Here is a 26,986-nt window from a genome sequence, read left to right as displayed (position 1 = left end):
CTGGAGCGAGACCGTGGCCACGCCGCGAAGCGGCTACCCATGGTGCACGTACGGTCGCTGATTGACAGTGGCCGTGCGGCGAACGAGACTGGCGCGACAACTGAACAACCGCGTGTGCGTGCGGGGGAAGTCCGGTCGAAGTCCGGCGCTGGCCCGCAACGGTAGGCCGCCAGGGAGCATCCCTGGTGGCGAGCCCGATCACCTGCCGTACTCGCGAGTCTCTGCTCCCCACCCGTCGTGGCCCACGGGTCGGAGGCCGGCCCGCCGCAGCATCACGGCGGGCCGGGTCTCGACGACCGCCGGGCCGGAAAGGCGCCAACCGATGGTCGTTCGCCTGGGCCGGCACCGCCTGCTCGCCCTGCTCTGCGGGATACTCGCCGCCCTCACTCTCAGCACATCCACGAACGCCGCACCCGCACAGGCCGGTGCCGTCCGGACGGATGCCGCCGCCGGATGGTTGGCCCGACAGTTGGTCGACGGTGAACGTTTCGAGGCCGTCTTCGACGGGGTCACGTACCCGGACCAGGGGTTGACCCTGGACGCGGTCTTCGCGTTCGCCGCCGCCGGTGTAGCCGACGACTTCGGCGCGCAAGCCCTGGCCTGGGCCACCCGGCCGGACGTGCGTGACGGGTACATCGGTGACGGCACCACCGAGGCGTACGCGGGCGCGACCGCCAAGCTCGCTCTCGCCGTCGCGGTCCGCGGCGGTGACCCGACCGACGTCGGCGGTGTCGACCTCATCGCCCGGCTGGATTCGCTCCAGACGCCCGGCGGCCGGTTCACCGACCGGTCGGCGTGGGGTGATTTCAGCAACGCGTTCAGCCAGTCCTTCGCGATTCTCGCGCTGGACCGCACCGCGCAAGGTGTGCCGGCGACCGCCGCTGGATGGCTGGCGGGTACCCGGTGCCCCGACGGCGGCTATCCGCTGCTGCCCGCGCAGCCGGTCTGTGTGTCCGATGTGGATGTGACGGCCGTCGCGGTGCAGGCGTTGCGGGCCGCCGGTCGTAAGGCTGATGCCGCCGCAGGGCTGCACTGGCTGCTCTCGGTGCAACGCGCCGACGGTGGGTTCACCAACGCCGGTGGGGTCGCGAACGCCAACAGCACCGGACTGGCCGCCCAGGCGCTGCGCGACGGCGGCCGGCCGCTGGCTTGGCTCCGGGCCCGCGTGTTCCTGGCCGATCTTCAGGTCGGGTGTGCCGCCCCGGTCGCCGACCGGGGCGCTGTCGACTTCGACGGCGGCGTCTTCGATCCCGGTACCGCCCCCCGCGCCACCGCGCAGGCTGTTCTCGGCCTGGCCGGCACCGGATATGCCCGGCTCTCCACTGTCACCGCGACCGCCGGCGCACCCACTCTGCCCTGCCGCTGACCGGCCGGCAGATTCCGTCCCATTAGAAGGAGTGCTCATGTCCCAGGTCTATGAACCTGTCCGTCGGTGGCTGGCGAGCATCGTGGCGGTGGCTGTCGTCGCCGTCGGGTTGATTGCTGTCGAGCCGTCTCCACGGGCCGCGCAGGCCGCCGCGTGCACCGGGACGTCGGGGGTCACCGTGGTGGTCGACTACGGTGCGCTCGGCGGCGGCGTCCAGGTGGCGTGCGCGCTCGGTGACCCGGCCACGGGCCTGGCCGCCCTGCAGGGCGCAGGCTTCACCGTGACCGGTACGCAGCGATGGGGGTTGGCCTTCGTCTGCCGGATCAACGGCAAGCCGACCGCCGCGACGGAACCCTGCATCAACACCCCGCCGGCCAGCGCGTACTGGTCGTACTGGCACGCCTCCGGCAGCGGCGCCTCCTGGACGTACAGCACGTTGGGGGCGACCAGCTACAACCCGGCCCCGGGCACGGTCGAGGGCTGGTCCTTCGGCTCCGGCGCGGCACCCAGCATCACCGCCCCCTGACCTGCGTGTACCCTTCACGAGCCGTGGACGTGCCGGGTGTCGCCCGCCACGCTGGCGCCGAGAGGTGACCGGCGGTACGGTGGCGACACCCGGTGCGCCGGGTACACAACTGAATACGTCCCGTACGGGGGGAAGTCGGTAGAAGCCGACGCTGACCCGCAACCGTGAGCGAGCACCGCCTCGCGAGCCGGAATGCCCCGCACAGGACGAGCGGCTTCCACTGTCGAGGTCTACAGGGTGGAGTCCGGGTAACCGAGGTACCGCATCTCGTCGCGGCCACGCGAGCGGATGCCGCCCGTCGGTGCCTTCCGGAGCTTTCACCGACCGCTCTGCGAAAGGCACCCCTCATGCCCACGTTCCCGCTCCGGCGCGTCGGCGCCGGTCTCGGCGCCGCCACCGCCACAGCGCTCGCCATCGTCGCGACCACCCCCCTCGGCGTGGCCGCCGCGCCATCGCCGACCCACACCGCCGCCGCGCGCGACGCTGCGACCTGGCTCGCCGGGGAGTACGTCGACGGCGTCCTGCCTGGACCGTTCACTCCCGAGGACTGGGGGCTGAGCATCGACGGCGTGATCGCTCTCGCCGCCACCGGGGTGGCCGGCTCTACTCGGCAGGCGGCGACGGCGCAGATCGCCGCGCACGTACGGTCCTACAACAGCTACGACGACTGGGGCATCGAGGGTTTCACCGACGGTGGCGCCACCGCGAAACTGCTCTACGTGGCCTCTGCTGCAGGCGCCGATCCGACCGACTTCGGCGGCTGGGACCTGCGTGCCGAGACTGTGGCCCTGCTGTCCGCGGCGGGCACGGGGCACCAGCGCGGGCGGATCACCAGCCGAACCACCGAGGCCACCGGCCCGGACCCCAGCAATACCTTCGACCAGTCCTTTGCCGTGTTGGGTCTGGCCCGCAGCGGCGGCGCGCCGCAGGAAACCGTCGACTTCCTCATTCAGCAGCAGTGCACGGCCGGCGGCTTCCGGCTTTACCCCGACGTCGACGGAGCACCGTCGCCGTCCTGCGACACCCAGGCCAATGCCACCCTCGACGTCGACTCGACCGCCATGGCCGTGCAGGCACTGCTCGCGACCGACGCCGCAGGTGCGGACGAGGCCGCTCAGCGCGGCGCCGACTGGCTTGTGGCGCAGCAACGCGCCGACGGGTCGTTCGGCGGGTCGGGGCCGACCAGCGGCGCGAACTCCAACAGCACCGGCCTGGCCGGGCAGGCCCTGGCCGCGGCCGGGCGCGACGCCGCAGCGGCACGGGCCGCCGAAGCCTTGGCGGCGCTGCAGCTCACCACCGCCAACGGTGGTGCCGCTGCGGCCGATGCCGGCGCCATCGCCTACGCCAGCGACGCGTTGACCGAGGCAGTCGCCGACGGCATCGCCGACACCTTCCGGGACCAGTGGCGGCGCGCCACCGCCCAAGCGCTACTCGGGCTGGCCCAGGTGCCGCTGGGCCGGATCGGCCTTGACGTGCCGCCCTCCGGCGAGCCCACCCCATCGGTCACCGTGCCACCCACGCCGACCGCCTCATCCAGCCCGACCGGCTCACCGTCGCCGTCCGCGTCGCCCACGCCGACCACCTCGCTCACCAGCAGCCCGACACCGAGCGCCTCCCCGAGCGGCACGCCACCGACCCCCACCACGACGCCGACTCCCGCTGCCTCCGTCACCAGTCCCGTCGCCGGCGGATCGGGCCGGCTGCCAACCACCGGTGCGGCGATCGGCGGGTACGTGCTCATCGCCCTGCTGCTGCTCGGTGGGGGAGTAGTGCTGCTGCTGCTCGGCCGTCGGCGGGCCACGTGAGCACCCGGGCGACCCGCCTCGCCATCGCCATCGCGGTGGCCGCCTCCAGTGTCCTTTTCGGACCCTCTCCGGCAGCGGCCGCCGGCAGCGCCGGGTACTGCCCTGACGCTGCCGGCGTGACCGTCGTGGTTGACTTCAAGGAACTCGGCGGCGGTACCGTCGTCCGGTGTGCCCCCGGCGACCAGGCCACCGGCCTGGCGGCGTTGAAGGCCGCCGGCTTCCAGATCGCCGGCACGCTGCGCTGGGGCGAGGGGTTCATCTGCCGGATCGAGGGCAAACCCTCGGCCAGCACGGAGAAGTGCGTCGACACGCCGCCGGCCAGCGCCTACTGGTCATACTGGCACGCGCCGAACGGGGGTACCTGGACCTACAGCGACAAGGGTGTGCTCAACCGCAAGCCACCATCGGGCAGCTTCGAGGGCTGGTCGTTCTCGCTCAACCGCAAGGCCGACAGCGCACCCCGACCTGGTGTGGCCCCCGCCCGGCCCGCACCGCCGCCGCGCACCACGCCACCCGCGCCCCCGCCTGCGCCTCGCACGTCCGCACCGGCGCCGGCGCGTCCCCCGTCGGTTGCGCCACCGGTCGCCCCGCCACCGGCCGTCGGTGCACCGAACGCACCCACGATGTCGGGCGGTACCCCACCGGCCGGGGTCACCCTGACCCCACCGGTGGGCGCCGCCACCGCGACCCCGCCCGGCAGCTCACCCGTGCCGACGACGGCCGCCACCGCTCCGCCGCTCGCGGCTGCGCCCGTCGCCCCGTCGGCCGATCCGACGGACTCGTACCCGGCGACCGAGTTCAGCGCCACGCGTGACACCGGCGGCCTCCCGCTGGGCACCGTGGCGGGGGTGCTCCTGCTGGTCGCGCTGGCGGGTGGCGGGATCGTCGCCGCCCGCCGCCGGCGGACCGCCGAGCCGGATGACTGACCAGGCCACCGCCGACGGGGTGGGGCGACAGACACCGGTGACACCGCCTGACAGCCGGTCGGCCCGGGCGGGACGGCTACCCCGCGCCCTGCACCCGGGTGCCTGGTGGCTGTGGGCGCTCGGGCTGGCGACCGCGGCCAGCCACACCACCAACCCGCTTCCGCTGGCCCTGCTCGTCGCCGCCGCCGCGCTTGTGGTCGTGCGCCGCCGAGGTGACGCCCCCTGGGCGTTCGCGTTCCGGATGTACCTGATCCTCGGCGCGGTGATCGTGGCTATGCGGGTGGTGTTCCGCCTCGTGTTCGGCGGCGGCCAGGGTGACCACGTCCTGCTTCACCTGCCGGAGATTCCGTTGCCGGCGTGGGCGGCGGGCATCCGGCTGTTCGGCCCGGTCGCTGCCGAACAGCTCCTCGGCGGCTTCTACGACGGGCTGCGCCTGGCGACGATGCTCATCTGCCTCGGTGCCGCCAACGCCCTGGCCAATCCGAAGCGCCTGCTGAAAGCGGTCCCCGGCGCCCTGTACGCGGTCAGCACTGCCGTGGTGGTCGCGTTGTCGGTGGCCCCACAGCTTGTGGAAAGTGTGCTGCGGGTACGCCGGGCCCGCCGGTTGCGCGGCGCCGCCGGGCAGGGTCTGCGTGCCCTGCGGGGCATCGCCCTGCCGGTGCTGGCCGACGCCCTGGACCGATCCCTCGCCCTGGCCGCGGCCATGGACTCGCGCGGCTACGGCCGCACCGCCGCGATACCGGCCGGCCAGCGCGCCCTCACCGGCGGGCTGGTGCTCGCCGGACTGGTCGGTGTCTGCGTCGGCACGTACGGGCTGCTCGACGCGACCGTGCCCGGCTACCTCGGTCTGCCGATGCTGATCGTCGGGCTGGCGACAGCCGTCGCCGGGATGCTGCTGGCCGGCCGGCAGGTCCGGCGCAGTCGCTACCGGCCGGACCGCTGGCGGATCACGGAGGTTGTCGTCGCCGGCTGTGGGGTGGCCACCGCCGTCGTGATGGCGGTGGCCGGATCCGTGGACCCGGTCCGGCTCTACCCGCCGGTGAGCCCGCTCACCTGGCCCGAGCTGACCCCGCTGATGCTCCTGGTCGTCGCGGTCGCGGTCGCGCCGGCCTGGCTGGCATCGCCGCCGACGCTCGCGGCTCACCGCACCCCCCGCCCGGTACTCATTGCACCGAACGGCACGACCCGCAGCTCGCCGAAGCGTGACACCAGCGAGTCGGAGGCCCAACGTTGATCGATTTCAGTCGGGTGACCGTCCACTACGCCGAAACCTCCGAACCGATGCTGCGCGACGTGAACCTGCACATCCCCGAGGGCGAGCTGTGCCTGGTCGCTGGCCGCACCGGCGCCGGCAAGTCGACCCTGCTGCGGGCCATCAACGGGCTGGTGCCGCACTTCACCGGCGGCACGCTCCACGGCACCGTCACCGTGCAGGGCCGCGACACCCGCAGCCACCCTCCCCGTGACCTCGCCGACGTCGTCGGAGTCGTCGGCCAGGATCCCCTCGCCGGCTTCGTCACCGACACCGTCGAAGAGGAACTCGCCTACGGCATGGAACAACTCGCCCTGCCGGCGCCGGTCATGCGTAAACGCGTCGAGGAGACCCTCGACCTGCTCGGCATCGCCGAGCTCCGGGACCGTCCGCTGCGAACTCTCTCGGGCGGGCAGCAGCAGCGGGTCGCCATCGGCGCCGTGCTCACCAGCCACCCGCAGGTGCTCGTCCTCGACGAGCCGACCTCCGCCCTGGACCCCACCGCCGCGGAAGATGTCCTGGCCGCCGTCACCCGCCTGGTCCACGACCTCGGCGTCACCGTCGTGGTGGCCGAACACCGCCTCGAACGCGTCGTGCACTACGCCGACCGGCTGCTCTACCTGCCCGGCGACGGCACCGTCATCGACGGCGAACCTGCCGCCGTGCTCGCCGACATCGACCTCGCGCCACCCCTTGTCGACCTGGGCCGTGCCGCCGGGTGGACGCCCCTGCCGCTGTCCGTACGCGACGCCCGCCGCCGTGCGTCGGACCTTCGGCAGCGGCTCGCCGACACCCCGGCACCCCCGGCCACGCCCACACCGGATGGTCCGCCGGCACTGACCGCCCGCAACATTGTGGTGCGCTACCCCGGAACCATCGCCGTGGCCGGCGTCGATCTCGACCTTCATCCCGGCCAGGTCGTCGCGCTGATGGGCCGCAACGGCTCCGGCAAGTCCAGCCTGCTCTGGGCGGTGCAGGGCAGCGGCCCCCGACAAGGGGGCACGGTCACCGTCACGGGACCTGACGGCGCCACCGACCCGAAGACACTGCCTGCCGGTCGTGCCCGACGACAGGTCGGGCTGGTCCCGCAGACTCCGGGGGACCTGCTCTACCTGGAGACGGTGGACGCCGAATGTGCCCAGGCCGACCGGGAGTCCGACGCACCGGCGGGCACCTGCCGGGCGCTGCTGGACCAGCTCACTCCCGCGCTGCCCGGCGACCAGCATCCCCGGGACCTGTCGGAGGGGCAGCGGCTGGCCCTCGCGCTCGCCGTCCAGCTCACCGCCGCACCACCGGTCGTGCTGCTCGACGAGCCCACCCGAGGCTTGGATTACCTTGCCAAACGGCAGTTCACCGCGATCGTCCGGCGGCTGGTCACCGAAGGTCGGACGGTCGTCGTCGCCACCCATGACGTCGAACTCGTCGCCACCCTTGCCGACCGGGTCGTCGTGATGGCGCAGGGAGAGATCGTGGCCGACGGCACCACCGCCGAGGTCATGCTCGCCTCACCCGCATTCGCCCCGCAGGTGGCCAAGGTGCTGGCACCGCAGCCCTGGCTGACCGTGGACCAGGTCACCGCCGCGCTGGCCGAGGCCGGGACACGAGGATGACGACCGCCCTGCGGGTCGCCCCGCGTACGGCCGTCGTGCTGGTCCTGGCCTCCGTCGCCGCGCTGGCCACCTTCAGCTGGCCGTTCTTCGTGCCCGCCCAACCCGAGAGCATGGCCCGGACCACCGAGGCGCCACTGGTCTTCGTCGCCGTACTACCGATCCTGCTGGCCCTCGTCCTGGCCGAACTCAGCTCCGGCGGCATCGACAGCAAGGCCCTGGCGATGCTCGGCGTGCTCGCCGCCGTCAACGCCGCCCTACGTCCGCTCGGCGCCGGCACCGCCGGCATCGAGACGGTGTTCTTTCTGCTCGTGCTCGCCGGCCGGGTGTTCGGGCCGGGCTTCGGGTTCCTGCTCGGCGCGATCTCGTTGTTCGCCTCCGCCCTGCTCACTGCCGGCGTTGGTCCGTGGCTGCCGTTCCAGATGCTGGCCGCCGCGTGGATCGGCCTCGGCGCCGGGCTGCTGCCGGCCCGGTTGCGGGGCCGGGCCGAGATCGCCGTGTTGGCTTGCTATGGTGCGATCGCCGCCTACGGCTACGGGCTGTTGATGAACCTGTGGTTCTGGCCATTCGGCGTCGGCGCGGACACCCAGCTCTCCTACGTCGCCGGGGCACCGGTGCTGGACAACCTGCACCGCTTCGCCGTGTTCACCGCCGTCACCTCCACCTTCGGGTGGGACACCGGCCGCGCCATCACCACCGTGATGGCCATCGTCCTGGTCGGACCCGCCGTCCTGGCCGCACTCCGCCGTGCCGCCCGCCGCGCCGCCTTCGACGCACCTGTCACCTTCGCCACGACACCAGGGCCAGCCATCCCGCCCGGGCAAGGCAGCGGTCTCGGTGTGCGGCCGCGAAACCCTCGACGGCGGCCTGACGCCGAGGAGTCACCGCCACCCCCGTCTCCGGGTTGGCGACCGACGACGAAGATCTGATCGCGAAGCGGATGCGGCGTCGCCAGGGTGGCACCAGGCCCGACGGGCGTATGCCAGATGCCGTCAGGGCGGAAGCCGGTTCCTGACCCGTAGCCGCCTTCCTCTACCTGTGTCCGCCGGACACTTCGGGGGAGTGCCTCCTTGGTGAGTAGCGATGCAGGTCGGGCGCGGGATGGTGTGCCTGTGTCAGGGGCGTGGGCCGTGCAGGAGGGCGCCGTGCAGGACGGCGGAAGGGTCCGCGCCGAGGTCGAGTCGGTCCGGTGCGACGTCGGCGCGGACGAGGAGGTCGCCGACGGCGGCGATCATGGCGCCGTTGTCGGTGCAGAGTCGGGGTGACGGTACCCGCAGTCGTACGCCAGCGGCGGCGCAGCGTGTTTCGGCGAGGTGCCGTACCCGGCTGTTGGCGGCGACGCCGCCGACGAGCAGCAGCGTGTCGACCTGGTGGTCGCGACAGGCAGCCAGGGCCTTGCGGGTGAGGGTGTCCGCGACGGCCTCCTGGAACGACGCCGCGACGTCGGCCACGGGCACCGCCCGGTCGCCGGGCCTCTCGACCCAGCGGGCCACGGCGGTCTTGAGACCGGAGAAGGAGAACCGGTAGGGCGGGTCGTGGGGGCCTGTCATCGGTCGGGGCAAGGCGATAGCGGTCGGGTCGCCTTCGCGGGCGATGCGGTCGATGGCAGGTCCGCCGGGGTAGGGCAGGCCGAGCAGGCGGGCGACCTTGTCGAATGCCTCTCCGGCCGCGTCGTCGACGGTGTCGCCGAGGTAGACGACGGGGTCGCGGGCGAGGTCGCCGATCAGCAGGAGTGAGGTGTGTCCGCCGGAGACGATCAGCGCGACGCAGCGGTGGGGGAGCGGGCCGTGTTCGAGGACGTCGACGGCGGCGTGGCCGGCGAGGTGGTGCACGCCGTAGAGAGGCACGCCGAGGCTGAGGGCGTAGGCCTTGCCGGCGGCGAGACCGACCTGCACGGCGGTGGCGAGACCGGGCCCGGCGGTGACGGCGACAGCGTCGATGTCGCCGAAGCCAAATCCCGCGCGGTCGAGGGCGTGGCGGACCATGGGCGTGACGGCGTGCAGGTGGGCGCGGGCGGCGACCTCGGGGACGACCCCGCCGAAGCGGGCGTGTTCGTCCATGCTGGTGGCGAGGGCGTCGCCGAGCAGGACGCCGTCGGCGACGATGCCCACGCCGGTCTCGTCGCAGGAGGTTTCGATGCCCAGGACGACAGGCACCCGTCAGCCGTCCTGGCCGGTACCCACGCCGACGCCAGGGTGTTCGGCGCTGGTGGTGAGGATTCGCTTGCGGAGTTTGCTGGGAAGTCGGTCGACGTAGGCGAGGCCGTCGAGGTGGTCGACCTCGTGTTGGAAGCAGCGGGCCAGGGTGCCGGTGCCCTCCAGCCGGACTTCCTGACCGTGAATGTCAAATCCGGTGACGGTGGCGGTGGCGCAGCGGGCCAGTTCGGCGTGCCGGCCGGGGACGGAAAGGCAGCCCTCCGAGTCGGTCACCAGGGCGCGGTGCTCGGGCAGGTGCAGGACCGGGTTGACGACGGTGGCCACGGTATGGGTGCCGGTGGCGTCGGGGCAGTCGACGACGAAGATCCGGGCGTCGACGCCTATCTGGTTGGCGGCCAGACCGACGCCGTGGGCGGCGTACATGCTGGCGAACATGTCGGCGACGAGCTGGGCGAGGGCGGCGTCGAAGTCGGTCACCTCGGCACAGCGACGGTGCAGGACGGGCGTGCCGTAACGGGTGATGGGGCGCGGGGCGCCTGTCGAGGTCTGCACAGTGGCCTATCCTATGCAATTGCCAAAGCTTTGCATTAAGAGCAGCAATCCCAGAGGAGTTCTGATGGCGGTCTACACCCTGCCCGACCTGCCCTACGACTACGGCGCGTTGGAGCCGGCGATGTCGGGGCAGATCCTTGAGCTGCACCACGACAAGCACCACGCCGCGTACGTCAAGGGCGCCAACGATGGTCTGGAGCAGCTCGCCGAGGCCCGCGACAAGGGCGACTTCTCCACTCTTGTCGGCCTGGAGAAGACGTACGCCTTCAACCTCTCCGGGCACGTGCTGCACTCGATCTTCTGGGGGAACCTCTCCCCGGATGGTGGCGACCGTCCCGACGGCGAGCTGGCCGCCGCCATCGAGGAGCACTTCGGTTCGTTTGAGGCGTTCGCCGGGCAGCTCTCGGCCGCCACCAAGGGCGTGCAGGGTTCCGGTTGGGGTGTGCTGGCCTGGGAGCCGCTCGCGCAGCGGCTGATCGTGGAGCAGGTCTACGACCACCACGGCAACGTGGGGCAGGGTTCCACGCCGTTGCTGGTGTTCGACGCCTGGGAGCACGCCTACTACCTGCAGTACAAGAACGTACGACCGGACTACGTGGACCGGTTGTGGAACCTGGTCAACTGGTCGGACGTGATCGCCCGGTTCGACGCCGCCCGCGCCACCACGCCGAAGCTCTGACCGCATGACGGGCCTCACCCCGGCCGCCGCAGAGCTGGTGCAACGCGCTGCCGGGGTCATCGCTGCCAAACATCGCGGTGACCTCGGCGGCGCTGAGGAACTCCTCGCCGCGTTCGGCTCCGAGCAGGCCAAGACCCTCGGTTTCTACCTTCTGGCGGACCTGAGCCTCGGACTGCTCCGCGCGCAGAGCGGTGAGTCGTTGGACGACTTCGTCCGAGAGTTGTCCCTGCTCGTCGCCGCCACCGCCACGCAGCCGGACAACTGACGCGTGGTGATCACCTGGTCGGTGTCGCCGGCACTGTGAGGTGCCGACGACACCTGCCGGAACGCGACGGCGGGCGGCCCGGCGACTGCCACGCCGCGCACGGCGCCCAGGCCGGCGACATCGTCACCGTCGCACTGGACCGCACCCGTTCTACGCCGAAAGCGGCGGACAGGACTCCGACGCCGGCATGCTCACCGGTCCGAACCTGCGCGTCGAGATTATCGACGTGCAACGGCCGGTCAAGAACTGACCCCCTGGCGACGGATTGGGATTGACCCCCCGGCGGGGTTGTGTCGCTCTATTTGTCGCGGTCTTTTGCGATGAGTTCTCGGCGGGCTCTGGTGCGGTAGGACTCGCCTGCGAGGGTGAGGACCTCGGCGTGGTGCACGAGGCGGTCGATCATCGCGGCGGCTACGACTTCGTCGCCGAAGACCTCGCCCCACCGCCCGAAGGGCAGGTGCGAGGTGAGGAAGTTTCTACAAGATCCGGGGCAGTTCACTGTCCGAGAGTTGGCGTTCGAAGTCACCACTCATCTGGTGCGTCGTCGTGCGAGGGCTGCACATCCGGGCTCACCTAAGGTTTGCCTAAATCAAAGAATACCATTAATGAAGATCGCAAAAACCGCTAGAAATCGCAGGTCAGAGCCATGTGGTGGAGCGCGCCCGGCAGGATTCGAACCTGCGGCCTTGGGATTAGAAGAAGATCACGGACGGCTGTTTGGGTGATCCCGTCCGTGGTCGGAGTGTCGGCGCTTGTCGGCTCCAGTCGGCCTCGGACGGCTGGCTTGGCTGTACGGTTGGCTGTACGGTTGGCTGTACAGCCAAGCCATACATTGAGGAGTGTTCGCCTCTGTCCTTTATGGTATGGGCGTGCTGAGGCTGGGGTTTTTGATAGAAGCTTACCGAATCCGGATCAAGCGGTACTACAGGGAGTTTCGTCGCAACTTTCCCAGCTCGCTACACGCGCTCCCGATCGATCCCGAATTGCTATACAGGCCTGGCGAGACCTCGGCTGCGGTCCGAACTTTGCGCACGGCTCGCTATAGGAATCATCGCCGACGAGTCGCTAGGCAAAACCGGCGACTTAGACGGAGGTATGTGCCCAGCCCTCTGGCCTTTTCCTTCATCTTGCTCGTGGCGGCAGGCGCGGCTGCAATAGTCGGCCTGTATTCGCTGATTGATTCCATTGCAAGTGATGCCGTTCCCGTCAGCCAGGAAACGGCTGCTCTTCGGCTGGAAAAAATCAAGGTTGCTTTGACTGCGACCGGGGGACTTGGTGCTTTGACCGCACTTCTTGTCGCCTATCGCAAGCAGAAGGCCGACGAGATTGGTCACGTTCGTGAGCAAGATAGACTTTTCACGGATAGATTCACGGCTGCGGCAGGTCAACTTGGCCATGAACAGGCTGCGGTGAGGCTCGCTGGAGCTTACGCGCTCGCCCGAATCGCCGATGACTCTGAACGTGATCGAGATATGTGCTTGAACACCCTTGCGGCCTATTTGCGAATGACCCCAGCGGACGCCGACCGCCGGCTTGACGCAAACCCTAGCGAAGAGCATGTTCGAGTAACGGTGCTAGGAACAATGCTGCGCCGACTGGACATTTCCAGTCCGCATACCTTCTGGGCTAATGGGCACTTAGACCTTACCGAGACCCGCCTACCCGCCTTGCGCATGCTTTTCCTCAGGGTCGATACGTTCGGGGTGTTCAACGGTAGTCGGTTTACGGGAAAAGTCGAACTAACGGAGGTGTCGAGTGGGGCGCCTTTTCAGTTTCGCGGGTGTCATTTCGATGATCAGGTGAGAATTCTCCTTAGGTCTGAGGCCACCTCTTTTGGCTTCGTGGGCTCGACATTCGAGATGGGGCTTGAATTTGACATGACGAGATCGGCCGAGAGTTTCCTTGATTTTCGTGAGTCAGTTATACGCGAGAGTCTTGTCGTCAGGCATCTAGATCCAACCTCAGGTAGGGTGTTTTTGGATGGGGCGGACTTGTCGCGGATTGGGGCCAACAAGTACGGTGACCTGATGCTCAGCGTGTTAGCCGGTGAGGTTTCCTACAACCGGAAGACAAAATTTCCCAAGGACTTCGAGCCCCCGGACTATTGGGCTTTGAGGAGTTCATAACAGACGTGGCTTCGAAATTGACTGCCAACCTTCGTTTCTGCCATCCCGTCTGCCGCCGACCCACACACCGTGGAGCGGGCCAGGGCCAGGGTGACAAGGTGGAGCGCCCTACCGGACGAACGACCTTGGCACCCTGGCCCTGGTCTGCTCGGCTTGCCTGGGTCGGCGGTAGGCGGGATGGCATCCCTCAACCACTACCACCCACGGCCGGAACCGTTCGGCAACTCCATCCTGGAGTCGTCTGGCCCCCGCCGGAGGCACAATCTCTGACCCCAACCCCCGCCCCACCCTCCGCCCCCTTCCTCACCCTCACCTCATTTCCCACCTCGGACGCGCGAGCGGTCGGCGTGACTTCTGTTCGGCAACTCGCCCGGCCCGGCCGTCGACCGGTCCGCGGCTGCCTGTGGTGAGGCTGGATGCGTGACGTGAGGTAGGACGTTGTCGTCCTGGTCCCTGTCGACCTCCGGGACTCGTCACCGGTTCCCTTCACGGAACCAGTGGGTGACGCGCGGGGCGGGCGTGGCTTTCGGGCCGGCTGACTTTCCGCCCCGCCGCCGAAGGCGGGCGGGGCGGCGGCTCCGTCAGGAGCCGGTTACCGCGCCCGGCCCGCGCCGCGCGGAGCGCGCTTGATCTAGTACAGGCCAATTCGGCAACAGATCACAGAAAGCTCCGAGCCGACCAAGACCCACCACGACACCACCCGACCGACCGGCACCCATGCACCCGCAACGACTGAGCAACCCGCGACCCGCAGCGGCGTGCCCTGTTCGGAACAAGGTGGCTGACTTGATCGCGCTCTGCCGTCTCCTGGGATCACCCTCCGCTGAGCTGAGTGCTCCGCCGGCTATCTGTCTGACCGGCCTACCGCCTCTTTCGCCACCCCGTACCCATCCCCGTCTCCTGTCCGGAGTCAGCTTCTGGATATCGCCGGACGCGCGTCGCCCAGGACGTGACGGTGAATGACCTCGGCCGCAGCAGGCGGGGACATCTCGGCCGTGTTCAGGAAGAGGTCGCGCTCGGCCAGGGGTTCGGTGTCGTCCCATGCCCGGAGACGTTCGGCTGTGTCGCCTGTGTTCCGTAAGACGATCCGCTGCTCGGCAACCTCGCGCGGGCACCAGAGGTAGACGACCAACCAGCGGGCATCGGCAACGGCTGCGGTGACCGCAGCGACGGCGGCACGCTGGCCCAAGTGCACGATCGGCACCCCGGTCGATAACTGCTGTGCCAGTGACGGACGGTCGACCACGTAGCGGGCGTCGTACCGGTGGTTCTCCCAGACGACTTCGCCGCGCTCGCGCAGCTGGTCGAGCGTCGTCTCATCGGTCATCCGATATCCGGTGGTACGGCCTGGCCCTACCTTCAGACGCTGGTACAACGTGAACCGGGCGTCGAGTTCATGCAGGGCGCTGGTGACGGTGTCCTTCCCTGACGCTGGTGGGCCGTAGAGGATCACGCCGCGCATTAGGATGCCTCGTCCGCGAGGATTCCCTTCACCAGTTCCTTGGCCTGTTCCTGCAAGGGCCGGCTCGATGCGCAGTTGTCCACCACGAAGTGCTCACCTGGCGGCCGGAAGTCGAGATTGATGACGCCCAGGTACCGATTCCAGTCGGCCAGTTTGAACGCGTCGCGGGCTGCTCCCCGGCGGCGTACGTAGGTCAACATCGTGTCGCCGTCGCAGTACACCCAGACCACCACCGGGACCGCCTTCGCGGCCTCGTAGTAGGCGCGGGTCCGGGCCATCCACGCGGGATCGTTGAACTCGCGGATGAACGGCGCGGTGACGATCACGCTGTTGCCACACTGCACGTTCTCACTGGCCGCGTCCTGGAGGGCTTCGTACTCCCTCGGCCGGATCGTGTTTAGGTACGTCTGCGACTCCCGATCATGCGGGGACAAGCCCAACGTCTCTAGCGCCGCCTCGACCACCGGCCGGGTCAACGTGTCCTTGTCGAGCATCGGCCAACCCGTCTCGCGCGCCAGGATGCGGCCCAACTCGGTCTTGCCGCTGCCGGCGTACCCACCGATCAGAATCACGCGGGGACGCTGTGGACGGACCTCGCTGCGGCGCAGCTGGTCGGGAGCATTCACCACGCGCTTGGACCGGGACTCGTTGATGACGAGCCCTTCGTCAGCCAGGACCTTCATTGCCTCCGAGATGGTGAAGACGCTGACGTCCCACTCCTCGGCGAGCTTTCTGGTTGAGGGCAGAGCAGTGCCGTGGACGAGTCGGCCGGCCTCGATCTCGTTGCGGATGTTGCGCGCCACCTGCTGATGCCGGGCCTCCGGCCGTTCGGTACGGCCGTGTGGAGAGGTCATCGCGGTGCCCCCTGGCTGGTCGGGCTTGCACTGTTCGGGCTGTCCTAACCGTTAGGACTGGTTGCAGGTTACCAGCGGCCTAACAGATGAAAGGGATTCCGCCTGCTCAGTGACGGAGTGCAAGAACTTCGTGCCTAACAGTTGACTGGTACGCCTATCAGTTGTTAGGTTGCTTGCATCACAGAGACCGGGTTGCCGGTCAAGTCGCAGCAGCGAAGGAGCAGGACATGGCCCTCAGGGGTGGTACTCGGTTCTCGGTTCCGTTCGAGGCGGTCTTTCCGCACGGTGCGGTGTTCGTGCCGGACTCGATCGCGGAGGCGCAGGACTACGACGAGAAGACGGGTCGGCGGACGCCGAGCAAGGACAAGGTGACGGGCACGCGGGTGTGGCAGTGCCGGGTGATGGATCTCGACCCGGAGTTGGGTGCCCGCTCTCGTGAGGTGCCAATCAAGATCCTGACCGATCACCAGCCGGTCCCGCCGGTGGGCGCGTTCCAGCCGGTGGAGATCGAGGGCTTGACGGTGACGCCGTACGTGGACTCCGACACGAAGCGGCTCAAGTTCTCGTTCCGGGCGACTGCGCTGATCGCGCCGAAGACTCTGGCCGAGACGCGGAGCAAGGCGGCCTGACCGGCCGGTGGGTGACTGGTGTCGCCGTGCGCCGGGCTTTCAACTGCGGTTCGGCGTGCGGGGCGAGGTCAGTCAGCCGACTGGCTGAAGGGTGGCCCGCCGTGAGTTGCAGCTCCCGGCGGGCCGGTCGGAAGGACTCTGGAGGTCCCACCGATGGCCAAAGGTACTCGCCCGGCTTCGTGTACGTGTGGCAACTCGGGTGCGTGTGGCTACTGCCCGCAGATCGCGGTGACCGCGACAGCGCAGGGGCAGGTGTCGGGCGCGGGCCGGTCTGGCAAGGCCGGTCGTGACGCGGCGGCTCGGATCGAGCGGCGTCACCGGTAACAGCAACAGCTAATGGCGCGGGGCGGTCTCGGCCCTAGGAAAGCTCGACCGCCCCGCTGCCCTCTCCGAAACCTCTGTCGGCCTGGAAGGGCGGTTTCATCATGCCAACTTCTCTGGACTGGACGCGTGGCGCGGGTGCCGGCGAGCCGGTCCCGTGTGTGATCTGCGGGCAGCCGGCGATCTGCCGTAGCCCGAAGGGCACCCCGGTGCACAAGGTCTGCGCCGAGATGTGGACAGCGCAGCAGGAGCAGACCCGCAAGGCGGTGGCCTGATGCGTGCACCGTTGGTGAACTTCCGCCGGTTCCAGATCACCGCCCCGTGGCCGATCGTCTGGACCCTCACGACCCTGTTCCTGCTGTCCCGCCTGGTCGTCGCGGTGGTGCGGCTTGCCGTGTTCGCGGTACGGCACTGGCGGGCCTGGCCTGCCGTCGCGCTGGTCCTGGTCGCCGTCGACTTCTACCGGTCGCACGGTTGGTGGCCTCACCTGCTGGTCCTACTCGTCCTCGCTGCTGGTGCGGGCGTGTGGTGGTGGCGTGGCCGGGAGTCGTTTCACCGCCTGGTCGTGCTCCGGCTGGTGACGGTGTGGCGGCGGCTGTGGGTGTACCGGCGTCAGTGGCACGAGGTCATGTCGCTGTGCGGGCTGGTGAAGAAGTACGACGGCGGGGAAGTGCTGCCGCGGCTGCTGTCGGTGCGCTGCTCCTACGCCACCGATGAGCTGGTGGTGCGGATGCCGAAGGGCCAGAACCCGGAGGTCTACCACAAGGCCGCGAGGGATCTGGCGTACTCGTTCGGTACCCGGCACTGCCGGGTCTTCTCCGGCCGCCGTCAGGCACCCCCGGCCCGGTCGGGTCGCCTCGCGGTGCTGCTGGGTCTGGTCGACCGGGTCCGGTTCCGTGACCGGCCTCGGCAGGTGTGGTTGGTGTTCATCCGCCGTGACCCGCTGACCCGCATTGTCGCGCCGCTACCGGTGCCGGTCCGTCCGGACTTCACCGCGCTACCGCTGGGTGTGCGGGAAGACCTCGCGACGTACTGCCTGCGGCTGCTCGCCACGCATGTGCTGATCGGTGGCGCGACCCGGATGGGCAAGGGCTCGGTCATCTGGTCCCTGCTGCGCTCCCTCGCCGCCGGCATCCGCTCCGGCCTCGTCAGGGTGTGGGCGATCGACCCGAAGGGCGGCATGGAGCTGTCCATCGGCCGGGCGCTGTTCTCCCGGTACGTCGATGACGACTGGGCCCGCATGGCCGACCTCCTGGATGACGCCGTGGCCCGGATGCGCGCACGGCAGCAGCAGTTGCGGGGCAAGGTGCGGGTGCACACGCCCACGGTGGATGAGCCGCTGATCGTCGTGGTGATTGACGAGATCGCAGCCCTGCTGGCGTTCCTGCCCGACAGTGACATCCGCCAGCGCATCACCCAAGCCCTGGGTCTGCTGCTCACCCAAGGTGCCGGGCTCGGTGTGCTGGTCGTCGCCGCGACCCAGGACCCGCGCAAGGAAGTCGTCTCGGTCCGGGACTTCTTCCCCACCCGCATCGCCCTCGGCCTCACCGAACGCGCCCACGTCGACCTGCTCCTCGGGGACGGTGCCCGCGACCGGGGAGCACTGGCCGACCAGATTCCACAGTCCGCTAAGGGCGTCGCCTACGTGCTGCTCGATGGTCAGCCGGAACCGGCGCGGGTGCGGTTCTCCTACCTGCCCGATGACGTGATCCGTGAGATGGCCGCGACCTTCCCCGCCCCGCCGGAGGTCCAGCCGGAGCCGGTCGTCGCCCCCGCCTCGCCGGTCGTCAAGCCGCGCAGCAACGGCAACGGCAATGGGCGGCACACCTACCGGCCGAGCGCGCCGAAGCAGGACGCGCCGCTGCTGCCGCCGTCACTGCTCAACGCCCTGGACCTCAACACCACGAACGGGAGTGACCCTCGATGACCGCCGACGAGCTGCCCGAGGGCACCCCCGTCCGGATTCCCTACGCCGACGAACCCAACACCGCGCCGGAGCCGCGTCGCTTCTACCGGCTGCGCGCCCCGCACGTCGAGAAGGCGTCCGTCCCGGTCACCGTCCGGGTCACACCCGACGCCGACCTCTACGTCGCGGTCGGCTCCGGTCGCCGCCGCATGTACCTGACCCCCAACGAGGCGTGGGCGCTGTGGCGCTGCCTCTCCGAAGCCGTCGCCAGCACCGGCGAACCGCCGGAGTGGATTCGCGTCCACGTCACCCCCACCCACCGCTGACCTTCCGGGAGTTCTCCGATGCGTACCCGTCGACTCAACCGCCGGCCCATCCGCCGCACCTGCCTCGACCTCACCCACACCGACCCCGACCAGCACTGCGTGTACTGCACCCCCGACCCGCATGCGGCCGACATCATCACCGCCGCCCTGCGCCAGCACGCCGAAATCGCCGCCGAAGACGCCGAAGCGTGGGGGTGGGTCGCGTGAGCCGCGAGCCGTACCGGGAGGGCCAAGAGGTCTGGCTGGTGCCGACCCTCATGACCGCCCCGTCCGCGGCCTACCGGCAACCGGCCTGCGAAGTCGTCCGGATGACCAGCGAAGGCCGGGTCCGGCTGCGTCTGCCCGACGGCTCCACGGTCGAAACCGACATCCGCAACGTCCGACGCGACCCCCCGCCCGCCCCGGCACCTGCGGCACCCAAGACCCGACGCCGCCCTTCCATGACCCTGCCCGACGGCTACACCGAACAACCCCTCTGGTGAAGGAGGTCCCGCACATGAACACCGACCAACTCTGGTCATGGCTGCTGATGGCCGTCGGCGTCACCGGCCTCTACCTCGCGGGCAAGCGCTCGTGGACGGGTTGGGCAGTTGGCCTCGCCGCCCAAGGGTTGTGGCTGGCGTACTCGATCGCCACCGGGCAGTGGGGCTTCCTCGTCTCCTGCTTCGTCTACGGCGCGATCTACCTGCGCAACCTGCGTGCCTGGCTCCGCCCTGCCCCGACCACCGCGACTGACCGGGAGGTGACCTCGTGCGCCGGTTCCTGAACGCCGAACGCCTCGAAGGCGTCGCCCTGGCCCTCATCCTCCTGGCCGTGGGCGGGATGGCCGGTGCCGCGTCGTTCACCCACGTCAAGGACTGGACCATGGCCCACGCCCCGGCCGGCACCGGTGAGTGGTTCGGCTGGTCCAACGCCGTCATCTCCGAACTGATGCCCGCCGCCGCCCTGCTGGTCATCCGCCGTCGTCGACGCTCTGACCCGCACGCCTCCGTGGCCTACCCGCTGGTGCTGCTCGTCGCCGCCGTCGCCCTGTCCCTGGCCGCGCAGATCGCGGTAGCCAACGACAGCTTCTCCTCCCGCCTGCTGTCCTCGGTGCCCGCGCTGGCGTTCCTCGCCCTGTCCAAGCTCGTCCTCACCGGCACCACCAAGACGGCACCCACCCCGGCCGACGAACCCGTTGACGAGCAGGTTCCCGCTGACCTGCCGACCGATCCGCCACCGGTCATCAACCCGACCCCGGTCCCGTCGACCCCGGTTGCGGTGCGCTCGGCACTGGTGTCGTCCGTCGTCCAAGCCCCGCGCAACGGCCACGTCCTCACCTCGGAGGTCACCCGATGAGCCGCACCCAACTCGCTCGCCAGTCCCACCGCCGACCCGCCGCGGTCGCCCGTCGTGTCGTCGGAACCCCGGCCGAGGTCGCCGCCACCGTCGCCCTGGTCCGGGACTCCGGTCGGCTGCTGTCCATGACCGCCCCGGAGCAGCTCCCCGGCAGTGATCGGGTGACGGTCACGGTGCGATTCCTCGACACCCCGACCGCCGCCCCGCCGGTCGTGCGTCGACTGCGGCGCGGCCACGTCATCGCCGCCGCCACCATTCCCGGAATCGCTGCCGTGGCCGGCGTCGGCTACGCCGCCGTCCAGATCACCACCGCCGTTCGGGCGGCGGCACCGCTGATCGCGGGTGTGGTCCTGGTCCTGGTCGTCCTCGCCGTTCTGCTTCGCTCCCGCACGTCGGCGTGTGCCGGGCTGCACTGCTCCGGCTGCCGGCACTGACCGCCATGACCGCCCGGTGGCCCACCTACTGCGCCCGCTGCGGCAGGTGGGCCACCGCCCTCATCGAAGCCGGCCAGCCCGGCACCGGCCACTACCGCGCCGAAGTCACCTGCCCACGACACCACGCTGCGGCCACCCGCTGGGCCTCACACATCGGCCCAGCACGCAGCACCCCGCTTGCCCCGACCCAACCCGCGCTGTTCGAGATCCCGGAGGTGACCTGTTGACCGCCCCGACCCTGCCCGGCCTCACCCCCGACACCCCACCCCCGGCCGACCTACCCGCCGTCGTGCCGCCGGCGGCTGGGTCGCGTGCTGCTCGCCTGGCCATGCCCATGTCCCGACAGGTGCTCACCGAAATGGCCGCTGAGTACGGCGTGTGCCTGCGCCCGGTGACCCTGCGGCGCACCGACCTGCACTCCGGTCTGACCGAGGTCATCGACCTGCCGTGCGGGTCAACGCGGGAAGACAAGTGCTCGCCGTGTGCCAAGCGTGCGCGGCGGCTGCGGCAGACCCAGATCCGGGAAGGCTGGCACCGCGCCGACGAACCGAACCCGTTCGGCCCGTACCCGGTCAGCGACGCGCAACGTGAGCTGGTCATGCTCCGCGCTCATCTGGAGTTCGCCCGCGACGAAGCCCAACGCTCCGCACAGTTCGACCAGATCCCCGCCATCGATCAGGCGATCGCGGAGGTCGAGGAAGCCACTGCCGCCGAAGGGCTACGCGGGCAGATCGCCCCCGGCCACGACGGGGAAGAACTCGGCCTCGGTGGGCGCCGCAAACGCTCCACCCGCCGCCGCCAGGACGCCCCCGACCTACCTCGGAAGAAGGTCGAGCCGCGCACCCTCGGCCGTGTGTACGTCGCGCCGGACGGCACGCAACATCGGCCGTCGATGTGGCTGTCGCTCACTCTCGGCTCCTACGGCCGGGTCCTGCCCGACGGCACCCCCGTCGACCCGGACAGCTACGACTACCGGCGGGCGGCGTGGGACGCGGTGCATTTCGCCCGGCTGCTGGACCGGTTCTGGCAGAACCTGCGGCGCTGTGTGGGGTGGAACGTCCAGTACGCCGGATGCGTCGAGCCCCAACGACGCCTCGCCCCACACGCGCACTTCGCCATCCGGGGCACCATCTCCCGGGCGGTGCTGCGACAGGTCGCCGCCGCCACCTACCACCAAGTCTGGTGGCCCTCCGCCGACGAACCCCGGTACACCCTCGACCAGCCACCCGTGTGGGATGGCGACCGGGCCGCGTGGGCCGACCCGGACAGCGGGCAGGAGTTGCCGTCGTGGGCTGACGCCCTGGACGACATCGACACCGACCCCGACGCGCAACCCGCGCACGTCGTGCGCTTCGGTACCCAGGTCCACGCCGAAGGAGTCACCCCCGGCACCGTCCACGCTGACCGCACGATTGGCTACATCACGAAGTACATCACCAAGTCCGCCGCGGACTGCCACAAGGCCGAGACGGACCGGCAACGGGACCACCTCGACCGGCTCTGGCACGAGCTGCGGGTCACGCCGTGCAACGAGCGGTGCGCGAACTGGCTGCTCTACGGCATCCAACCCAAGAAGGCCCACGGCAGGCTGCAACCGGGCCGCTGCAAGGGCAAGGTCCACCAACGGGCGACCCTCGGCATCGGCGGCAGGCGCATCCTCGTCTCCCGCGACTGGTCGGGAAAGACCCTCGCTGACCACCGCGCCGACGCCCGGGCCTGGGTCCGCAACCTTCTCGGTGTCACCAGCGGCGCAGCGGACTCCGACCCCGTCGACCAGGAAGACCCGCCCGCGTACGCGTGGGAACTCGCCCGTCCCGACGACCCCGACGTCGCCCCCCTGCAACACCGGCTCCTGCGCGCCCTGTCCCAACGCGCCCAATGGAAAGCCGCACTCCTGACAGCACGCGACAAGGCGGCGCAGGTCACGTCGCCGCTGACCGGTTCCGGCTCCCTCGGACAGGAAGGACGTGCGTGATGACCACCCTCAACCACTCCCGCGCGGTCGCGCCCAGGAGCGTCCGACCGGCCGAAGCCGCCGCCCTACTCGGCATCTGCCGCGACACCGTCTACGTCCTGATGCGCTCCGGTCGACTGCGCTCGGTGAAGCTCGGTCGGGCTCGACTCATCCCGGTAGCGGCGATCGAGGAACTTCTCTCAGCATCGGAGGACTTCGCGGCATGAGCGGCAATCGGCGTCGGTCCCACGGCGAGGGGTCGGTCTTCAAGTACCGGGACGGGTTCGCAGCCGTGCTCGACCTCGGGTGGATCGGCGGAAAGCGATCCCGGAAGTGGGTCTATGGCAAGACGGAACGGGAAGTGCTCGGCAAGCTGGCCGACCTTCGTCGCCGCCAGAAGTTGGGGCAGAACCTTGCCGCTGCACCCCGGACGGTCGGTGAATGGCTGGACGAGTGGCTGCGGATGAAGGAGCGCGACGGCACCCGCCCGTCAACGTTGCAGGGCTACCGGAAGCTCATTGAGAACCACGTCCGTCCGTCCCTGGGCAAGCTGGCTCTCGACAAACTGACGCCGACCGTCATCCGCCGGCTGCTGGCGGAAAAGACGGATGCTGGTCTCTCGGCGACCACGGTTCGCCACATTCACGGCCTGATCCGGAACTCGCTCGGCGATGCTGAGAGGGAGGAGCTGGTGCACCGCAACGCCGCGAAATCGGTCCGTCCGCCGGCCATGCGGCAGACCGAGCGTCGCGCCCTAGGCGTGGATGAGGCCAAGCGGCTGCTCGACGTGCTGCGGGGTCACCGCCTCGAAGCGCTCTACGTGTGCGCCCTGACGGTGGGGCTGCGTCGCGGGGAACTCCTCGGGCTCGCCTGGTCGGACATCGACTTCGACGCCGGGACGCTCACCGTCCGGCAGACCGTTCAGCGTGCCGAGGGCCGGTTGCAGCTCGTCGCACCCAAGACGGATCGGTCCCGGCGAACGGTGCCGGTGCCGGCGCAGACGCTCGCGTTGTTCCGTGCGCACCGTCGACAGCAAGCCGCGGATCGACTGGCGGCGGGGGAGCGGTGGCAGGATCACGGCCTGGTCTTTCCGTCGAAGGTTGGCACGCCCATCGATCCCGACCACATCGACCGTACGTGGCACAAGATCCGGGCTGCCGCTGATCTCGACTGGCTACGGCTGCATGACCTGCGGCACGCCTGCGCAACGTTCCTACTCGTCTCCGGGGCCTCGCCTCGAACCGTGATGAAGGTGCTCGGTCACAGTCAGATCGGACTCACCATGAACACCTACGCCCACGTCCTGCCAGAGATCGAGCGGGCCGCCGTCGATGAGGCCGCGAAGCACCTCTTCGGCTGACCTTGGCTGTACGGATGGCTGTACGGGAGGCGTAGGGCTCGACGTGACCGGGACCGTCAAGCCGCTGAGCTGGGGGAGTGAGGGCGCGCCCGGCAGGATTCGAACCTGCGGCCTTGGGATTAGAAGTCCCCTGCTCTATCCGCTGAGCTACGGGCGCAACGTGGTTTCGCGCGAGAAGGGTACCGCCGCCGGGACCTTGCCCGGTGGAACGGGTGGTCAGGTCGTCTGTCGTATCCGTGGCGCGACCGGACACCGGCCGCAGCGGGGTCAGGCGTCGGTGGGGGAGGAGACTCCGACGGCCGGATGCCCGTCGTCGCCGGTGGGCTGCGCCGGGATCGGGTGGGTCGCCGTCGGTCCGGCGCCGAGGAAGGCTTCGGCCCACCGGCCCACCTCGGCGAAGACCTTCTGGCGTACGACGGGTCCGGAGAGCGTGAGGTCGTGCATGCCGCCGTCGAAGCGGGACACGGTGACGTGTGGGCCGAGGCGGGGCGCCCAGCGGACCATGTGCTCGACGTCGAGGACGGCGTCGGCCAGGGTGGCCGCGTCTTGCCATTTCGTGCCCCGGAACGACCGGGTCGAGCAGGCGAGCAGCACCGGCACCTGGATGTCCAGCCCGGCGCGTAGCCGTCGCTGGCCAGTGCGGATGGCGTTGAGCCAACCGGCCCGGACGGGGAAACCGGCGAGCGGCTTCCACGCCAGGTCGTACGTCCATTCGCCGCGATGGTCGGCGTGCAGGCTCTCGCCGTACACCGTGCCGAGCCCGATCGGGATGATGCGGTGCGGGGCACTGCGGCCCAGGCGCGCGACGGCGGCCGCGAGGGGTCGCCGCACGAACCAGGGGGCGTTGAGGTCGAAGAACGGACTGTTGAGAACCAATCCGTCGACCAGCCCGGCGTCGCGGCGGGCGCTGGCCCACAGCGAGACGATCAAGCCACCGGTGGAGTGGCCCATCGCCAGCAGCGTGTCGTGTCCGTCCTCGTCACGGATGATCCGTGCGGCGGCGTCCAGTTCGGGGAAGTAGTCGCCGAGGTCACGGCAGAAGTTCGGGGTCTGGTGCGGCAGCAGACTGCGGCCGTACTTGCGCAGATCGAGGGCGTAGAAGTCCCAGCCACGTTCGGCGAAGAAGTCGGCCACGTGGGTCTGGAAGAAGTAGTCGACGAAGCCATGCACGTAGAGCACAGCGCGCCCGGTGGGGCGCCCGGCCCGGCGACGGACCAGGGTCGCCACCACCGGACCCTCGTCGTCCCTGCCCAAGTCGATGGTGTGCCGCTCGTAGGGCGGGCCAAGCACGTCCGGTTCCACCCCGACGACGGTACGCCGACCGACTACCGGGCGGTAGCCCCCGCCCACCCGCACCCGGCGGGCGGGGGCCCCGACTGGTCGGTCGCCCCGGACTCGGTGTGAGCCCCTACTGTGCGGCCGTACTCACCTCGTCGGTGGGAGCCGCCTGGCCGGGCGGCTCGTTGACCCGCAGGTGCTTGTTGTTGCGGGGCTCCTGCCGGGTCTTCGCGTCGTTCAACTGCCGGCGCAGGTCGTCACGGACGTCGTTGAGCGCGGCGTGCAGGTCCTCCTCGGACGAGGTGGCGACGATCCGCTGCCGGCCGGCGATCCAGCACTCCAGGGTCACCTTCTGGCCCTTGGCCTCCCGGTCCTTCACCGACAGTTCCATGTCGGTGGCGTCGGCGTGGAACCCGGCCAGCCGGGCGTCGAGGGTGGCGAACTGCTCGACGATGCGGTCCCGCTCACGGCCGGCGAAACCTCCGCCGAGCCGGAGGCACTTGGCGACGGTGGCGGGTTCCCGCACGGCGCTCATCGCCGCACCTGCCCGTGGGTGGATCGGCTGTTGGTCATCATCATGATCGCTGACCTTTCGTTCGACGTCGTGCTCACGGGTGCGGTTGGAGAGATCTCTACCCAGGGCGGCTCCGTCCGGAACGTAACCATTTCCGCCTCCCGGTTCGAGCATCGGCTCTCGGCCGTACGCCAGCCAGAGCCGATCGACCTACCACATCGGGACCTTGATCAGGCGGTTGTCCACAGATGGTCCGGTCGTCCACAGGTGCCCCCTTCGGGGCTGTCCGCGAGGGTCTTCGGGCCGCACTCTCGGTGGCGAGTCGACTCGCCGAAGACACGCCCCCGTCCCTTGGAGGAGACGATGTTCGACACGTATCTGACGATCGTGGGAAACGTGCTCACCGCGCCGGAGTGGCGCCGCACCACCCAGAGCAACACGTTGGTGGCCAACTTCAAGGTCGCCTCGACCGCCCGACGCCTCGACCGCGACAGCGGGCGCTGGGTCGACGGCAACAGCCTGCGCGTACGGGTCAACTGCTGGCGCAAGCTCGCCGAGGGAGTTGCCGCCTCGGTGATGGTCGGCGATCCCGTGGTGGTCTGCGGCCGGCTCTACACCCGTGACTGGATCGACGACGCCGGCAACCACCGCACGCTGTACGAGTTGGAAGCCGTCGCGGTCGGCCATGACCTGTCCCGGGGACGTAGCAGGTTCCTGCGCAACCGGCCCACCCTGGCCACCAGCACGAACGCCGACGCCGACGCCGAGCAGCGCGTGCACGGAGAGCCGACCGAGCCGGTGCCGCACGACGAGGCACCGGTCCGGCCCGACCACCGGTCGGTCGACGAGGATTTCGAGTTGGCCGACCTGCCCGGAGTCGAGGTCGGGCATGCCGACGTGCCCACCCCGGCGTCGGGAGACGGTCTCGACCAGGCCCCGACGAACGGTCTCGACCCGGCTCGGGCGGACGGTCTCGACCCGGGTTCGACGGGTGGTCCGGACTCGTCGGGCACCGACCGGTTGCCGCCGGTCGAGTTCGACGGGTTCGACGTCGCCGGGGAGCACGTCCCGGATGATCTGACCCCGGTGCCCGACGAGGTCACCGAGGCTGAGGCCGAGTCGGCGGTACGCCCGGAGGAATCGGGGGCGGGCGATGCCGCGACCAGGCGGGGTCGGCGCGGGCGCGGACGGCTGCCACAGCCCGTCTGAGCGACGCGTGAGAGCGCCCAGCCGACGGCGGCGACACCCGGCACCACGCGGCCAGCAGGGGCGAGCCCGGCCGAGCCGGTCGGGGTGTCCGGCTCGGCTAGGCTGGCTGCCCGGGGGTGATACGCCGTGCGACACACGGGG

At 70.0% G+C, this 26,986-nt stretch carries 30 protein-coding genes, 1 tRNA gene, 1 pseudogene and 2 riboswitches; of the genes and pseudogenes, 24 read left to right on the top strand and 8 right to left on the bottom strand.

Translation table 11 applies throughout. The features are described from left to right. The first annotated feature begins 59 nt into the window (after nt 1-59). Nucleotides 60-225: riboswitch (cobalamin riboswitch) on the top strand. A 97-nt stretch (nt 226-322) separates the two neighbouring features. The 7 genes from FF096_RS20765 (at nt 323) to FF096_RS20735 (ending at nt 8,411) form a co-directional block, all read left to right on the top strand. Then, entirely contained in the window at nt 323-1,366 is a 1,044-nt protein-coding gene (locus FF096_RS20765; protein ID WP_155220973.1) for a peptidase, read from the top strand. A gap of 31 nt (nt 1,367-1,397) precedes the next feature. Further along, nucleotides 1,398-1,892, top strand: coding sequence for a hypothetical protein (locus FF096_RS20760; protein ID WP_309223680.1), 495 nt, complete (start codon nt 1,398-1,400; stop codon nt 1,890-1,892). A 76-nt stretch (nt 1,893-1,968) separates the two neighbouring features. Next, nucleotides 1,969-2,111: riboswitch (cobalamin riboswitch) on the top strand. A gap of 128 nt (nt 2,112-2,239) precedes the next feature. After that, entirely contained in the window at nt 2,240-3,697 is a 1,458-nt protein-coding gene (locus tag FF096_RS20755) for a prenyltransferase/squalene oxidase repeat-containing protein (RefSeq protein ID WP_155220969.1), read from the top strand. Then, nucleotides 3,694-4,623, top strand: coding sequence for a hypothetical protein (locus FF096_RS20750; RefSeq protein WP_309223679.1), 930 nt, complete (start codon nt 3,694-3,696; stop codon nt 4,621-4,623). The genes FF096_RS20755 and FF096_RS20750 overlap by 4 nt, the downstream gene beginning before the upstream one ends. Then, nucleotides 4,616-5,857, top strand: a complete 1,242-nt coding sequence (locus tag FF096_RS20745) for a CbiQ family ECF transporter T component (RefSeq protein WP_155220967.1) — start codon at nt 4,616-4,618, stop codon at nt 5,855-5,857. The genes FF096_RS20750 and FF096_RS20745 overlap by 8 nt, the downstream gene beginning before the upstream one ends. Continuing rightward, nucleotides 5,854-7,485: an ABC transporter ATP-binding protein gene (locus FF096_RS20740; protein ID WP_155220966.1), complete on the top strand. Its 1,632-nt coding sequence runs from the start codon at nt 5,854-5,856 to the stop codon at nt 7,483-7,485. Before FF096_RS20745 ends, FF096_RS20740 begins: the two co-directional genes overlap by 4 nt. Next, the gene (locus FF096_RS20735) at nt 7,482-8,411 is read left to right on the top strand and encodes an ECF transporter S component (RefSeq protein WP_230462803.1); all 930 of its coding nucleotides are present in this window, start codon (nt 7,482-7,484) and stop codon (nt 8,409-8,411) included. The genes FF096_RS20740 and FF096_RS20735 overlap by 4 nt, the downstream gene beginning before the upstream one ends. 186 nt (nt 8,412-8,597) lie before the next feature. Here FF096_RS20735 and tsaD read toward each other — a convergent pair whose 3' ends face one another. Beyond that, nucleotides 8,598-9,638 (bottom strand): tRNA (adenosine(37)-N6)-threonylcarbamoyltransferase complex transferase subunit TsaD, encoded by a 1,041-nt coding sequence (gene tsaD, locus FF096_RS20730; RefSeq protein ID WP_309223678.1) that lies wholly within the window; start codon nt 9,636-9,638, stop codon nt 8,598-8,600. Between the two features lie 3 nt (nt 9,639-9,641). Continuing rightward, a complete protein-coding gene (gene def, locus FF096_RS20725) occupies nt 9,642-10,190 on the bottom strand; it encodes a peptide deformylase (RefSeq protein WP_309223677.1) in 549 nt (182 codons plus the stop codon). A gap of 64 nt (nt 10,191-10,254) precedes the next feature. Between def and FF096_RS20720 the strand changes: the two genes are divergently transcribed. Together FF096_RS20720 and FF096_RS20715 are read left to right on the top strand one after the other, a co-directional pair. Beyond that, complete coding sequence (locus FF096_RS20720) at nt 10,255-10,869, top strand: superoxide dismutase (RefSeq protein WP_155220964.1); 615 nt, start codon at nt 10,255-10,257, stop codon at nt 10,867-10,869. Nucleotides 10,870-10,873: 4 nt separating this feature from the next. After that, complete coding sequence (locus FF096_RS20715; protein WP_155220962.1) at nt 10,874-11,134, top strand: superoxide dismutase; 261 nt, start codon at nt 10,874-10,876, stop codon at nt 11,132-11,134. Nucleotides 11,135-11,432: 298 nt separating this feature from the next. On the opposite strand, the pseudogene FF096_RS20705 reads toward FF096_RS20715, so the two are convergent. Then, a pseudogene (locus FF096_RS20705) lies at nt 11,433-11,603 on the bottom strand (ATP-binding protein); the annotation flags it as partial. Nucleotides 11,604-12,231: 628 nt separating this feature from the next. On the opposite strand from FF096_RS20705, the gene FF096_RS20700 reads away from it, so the two are divergent. Next, nucleotides 12,232-13,260: a hypothetical protein gene (locus tag FF096_RS20700; protein WP_155220960.1), complete on the top strand. Its 1,029-nt coding sequence runs from the start codon at nt 12,232-12,234 to the stop codon at nt 13,258-13,260. A gap of 910 nt (nt 13,261-14,170) precedes the next feature. Here the strand turns inward: FF096_RS20700 and FF096_RS20695 are convergent. Beyond that, nucleotides 14,171-14,722 (bottom strand): kinase, encoded by a 552-nt coding sequence (locus FF096_RS20695; protein WP_155220958.1) that lies wholly within the window; start codon nt 14,720-14,722, stop codon nt 14,171-14,173. Beyond that, a complete protein-coding gene (locus FF096_RS20690; RefSeq protein WP_155220956.1) occupies nt 14,722-15,576 on the bottom strand; it encodes an AAA family ATPase in 855 nt (284 codons plus the stop codon). Before FF096_RS20690 ends, FF096_RS20695 begins: the two co-directional genes overlap by 1 nt. Before the next feature lie 227 nt (nt 15,577-15,803). Between FF096_RS20690 and FF096_RS20685 the strand changes: the two genes are divergently transcribed. The 13 genes from FF096_RS20685 (at nt 15,804) to FF096_RS20630 (ending at nt 23,844) form a co-directional block, all read left to right on the top strand. Then, nucleotides 15,804-16,205 carry a transcriptional regulator gene (locus FF096_RS20685; protein WP_155220954.1) on the top strand — a complete coding sequence of 134 codons (402 nt, stop codon included), beginning with the start codon at nt 15,804-15,806 and terminating at the stop codon, nt 16,203-16,205. A 425-nt stretch (nt 16,206-16,630) separates the two neighbouring features. Then, nucleotides 16,631-16,801: a hypothetical protein gene (locus tag FF096_RS26390; protein WP_196222592.1), complete on the top strand. Its 171-nt coding sequence runs from the start codon at nt 16,631-16,633 to the stop codon at nt 16,799-16,801. Beyond that, on the top strand, nt 16,801-18,453 hold the full coding sequence (locus FF096_RS20680) for an FtsK/SpoIIIE domain-containing protein (RefSeq protein WP_230462802.1): 1,653 nt from the start codon (nt 16,801-16,803) through the stop codon (nt 18,451-18,453). Before FF096_RS26390 ends, FF096_RS20680 begins: the two co-directional genes overlap by 1 nt. Next, nucleotides 18,450-18,758: a spread protein gene (locus FF096_RS20675; RefSeq protein WP_155220952.1), complete on the top strand. Its 309-nt coding sequence runs from the start codon at nt 18,450-18,452 to the stop codon at nt 18,756-18,758. Before FF096_RS20680 ends, FF096_RS20675 begins: the two co-directional genes overlap by 4 nt. An 18-nt stretch (nt 18,759-18,776) precedes the next feature. Continuing rightward, complete coding sequence (locus FF096_RS20670) at nt 18,777-18,965, top strand: hypothetical protein (RefSeq protein ID WP_155220950.1); 189 nt, start codon at nt 18,777-18,779, stop codon at nt 18,963-18,965. After that, nucleotides 18,962-19,240, top strand: a complete 279-nt coding sequence (locus tag FF096_RS20665) for a hypothetical protein (RefSeq protein WP_309223676.1) — start codon at nt 18,962-18,964, stop codon at nt 19,238-19,240. Before FF096_RS20670 ends, FF096_RS20665 begins: the two co-directional genes overlap by 4 nt. A 14-nt stretch (nt 19,241-19,254) precedes the next feature. Next, nucleotides 19,255-19,524 carry a hypothetical protein gene (locus tag FF096_RS20660; RefSeq protein WP_155220948.1) on the top strand — a complete coding sequence of 90 codons (270 nt, stop codon included), beginning with the start codon at nt 19,255-19,257 and terminating at the stop codon, nt 19,522-19,524. Further along, nucleotides 19,509-20,096: a hypothetical protein gene (locus FF096_RS20655; RefSeq protein WP_309223675.1), complete on the top strand. Its 588-nt coding sequence runs from the start codon at nt 19,509-19,511 to the stop codon at nt 20,094-20,096. The genes FF096_RS20660 and FF096_RS20655 overlap by 16 nt, the downstream gene beginning before the upstream one ends. Next, nucleotides 20,093-20,530, top strand: coding sequence for a hypothetical protein (locus FF096_RS20650; protein WP_155220946.1), 438 nt, complete (start codon nt 20,093-20,095; stop codon nt 20,528-20,530). The genes FF096_RS20655 and FF096_RS20650 overlap by 4 nt, the downstream gene beginning before the upstream one ends. A 5-nt stretch (nt 20,531-20,535) precedes the next feature. Beyond that, nucleotides 20,536-20,757, top strand: a complete 222-nt coding sequence (locus tag FF096_RS20645) for a hypothetical protein (RefSeq protein WP_155220944.1) — start codon at nt 20,536-20,538, stop codon at nt 20,755-20,757. Next, a complete protein-coding gene (locus tag FF096_RS20640; protein ID WP_155220942.1) occupies nt 20,754-22,505 on the top strand; it encodes a replication initiator in 1,752 nt (583 codons plus the stop codon). The genes FF096_RS20645 and FF096_RS20640 overlap by 4 nt, the downstream gene beginning before the upstream one ends. Continuing rightward, nucleotides 22,505-22,711: a helix-turn-helix domain-containing protein gene (locus tag FF096_RS20635; RefSeq protein ID WP_155220940.1), complete on the top strand. Its 207-nt coding sequence runs from the start codon at nt 22,505-22,507 to the stop codon at nt 22,709-22,711. The genes FF096_RS20640 and FF096_RS20635 overlap by 1 nt, the downstream gene beginning before the upstream one ends. Then, nucleotides 22,708-23,844 (top strand): site-specific integrase, encoded by a 1,137-nt coding sequence (locus tag FF096_RS20630; protein WP_155220938.1) that lies wholly within the window; start codon nt 22,708-22,710, stop codon nt 23,842-23,844. The genes FF096_RS20635 and FF096_RS20630 overlap by 4 nt, the downstream gene beginning before the upstream one ends. A gap of 84 nt (nt 23,845-23,928) precedes the next feature. Here FF096_RS20630 and FF096_RS20625 read toward each other — a convergent pair. The 3 genes from FF096_RS20625 to FF096_RS20615 form a co-directional block, all read right to left on the bottom strand. Then, a tRNA-Arg gene (locus tag FF096_RS20625) sits at nt 23,929-24,001 on the bottom strand. A 110-nt stretch (nt 24,002-24,111) separates the two neighbouring features. Beyond that, nucleotides 24,112-25,146, bottom strand: a complete 1,035-nt coding sequence (locus FF096_RS20620; RefSeq protein ID WP_309223674.1) for an alpha/beta hydrolase — start codon at nt 25,144-25,146, stop codon at nt 24,112-24,114. A gap of 106 nt (nt 25,147-25,252) precedes the next feature. Beyond that, nucleotides 25,253-25,657, bottom strand: coding sequence for an HPF/RaiA family ribosome-associated protein (locus FF096_RS20615; RefSeq protein ID WP_155220936.1), 405 nt, complete (start codon nt 25,655-25,657; stop codon nt 25,253-25,255). 342 nt (nt 25,658-25,999) lie between these two features. On the opposite strand from FF096_RS20615, the gene FF096_RS20610 reads away from it, so the two are divergent. Beyond that, the gene (locus FF096_RS20610) at nt 26,000-26,845 is read left to right on the top strand and encodes a single-stranded DNA-binding protein (RefSeq protein WP_155220934.1); all 846 of its coding nucleotides are present in this window, start codon (nt 26,000-26,002) and stop codon (nt 26,843-26,845) included. Nucleotides 26,846-26,986 lie beyond the last annotated feature (141 nt).

This window comes from Micromonospora sp. CP22 (assembly GCF_009712475.1).
In the GTDB taxonomy this organism is placed as follows: Bacteria; Actinomycetota; Actinomycetes; order Mycobacteriales; family Micromonosporaceae; genus Micromonospora.
The sequence above is the reverse complement of the archived record's forward strand: the minus strand, read 5'-3'. Positions and strand labels throughout refer to the sequence as shown.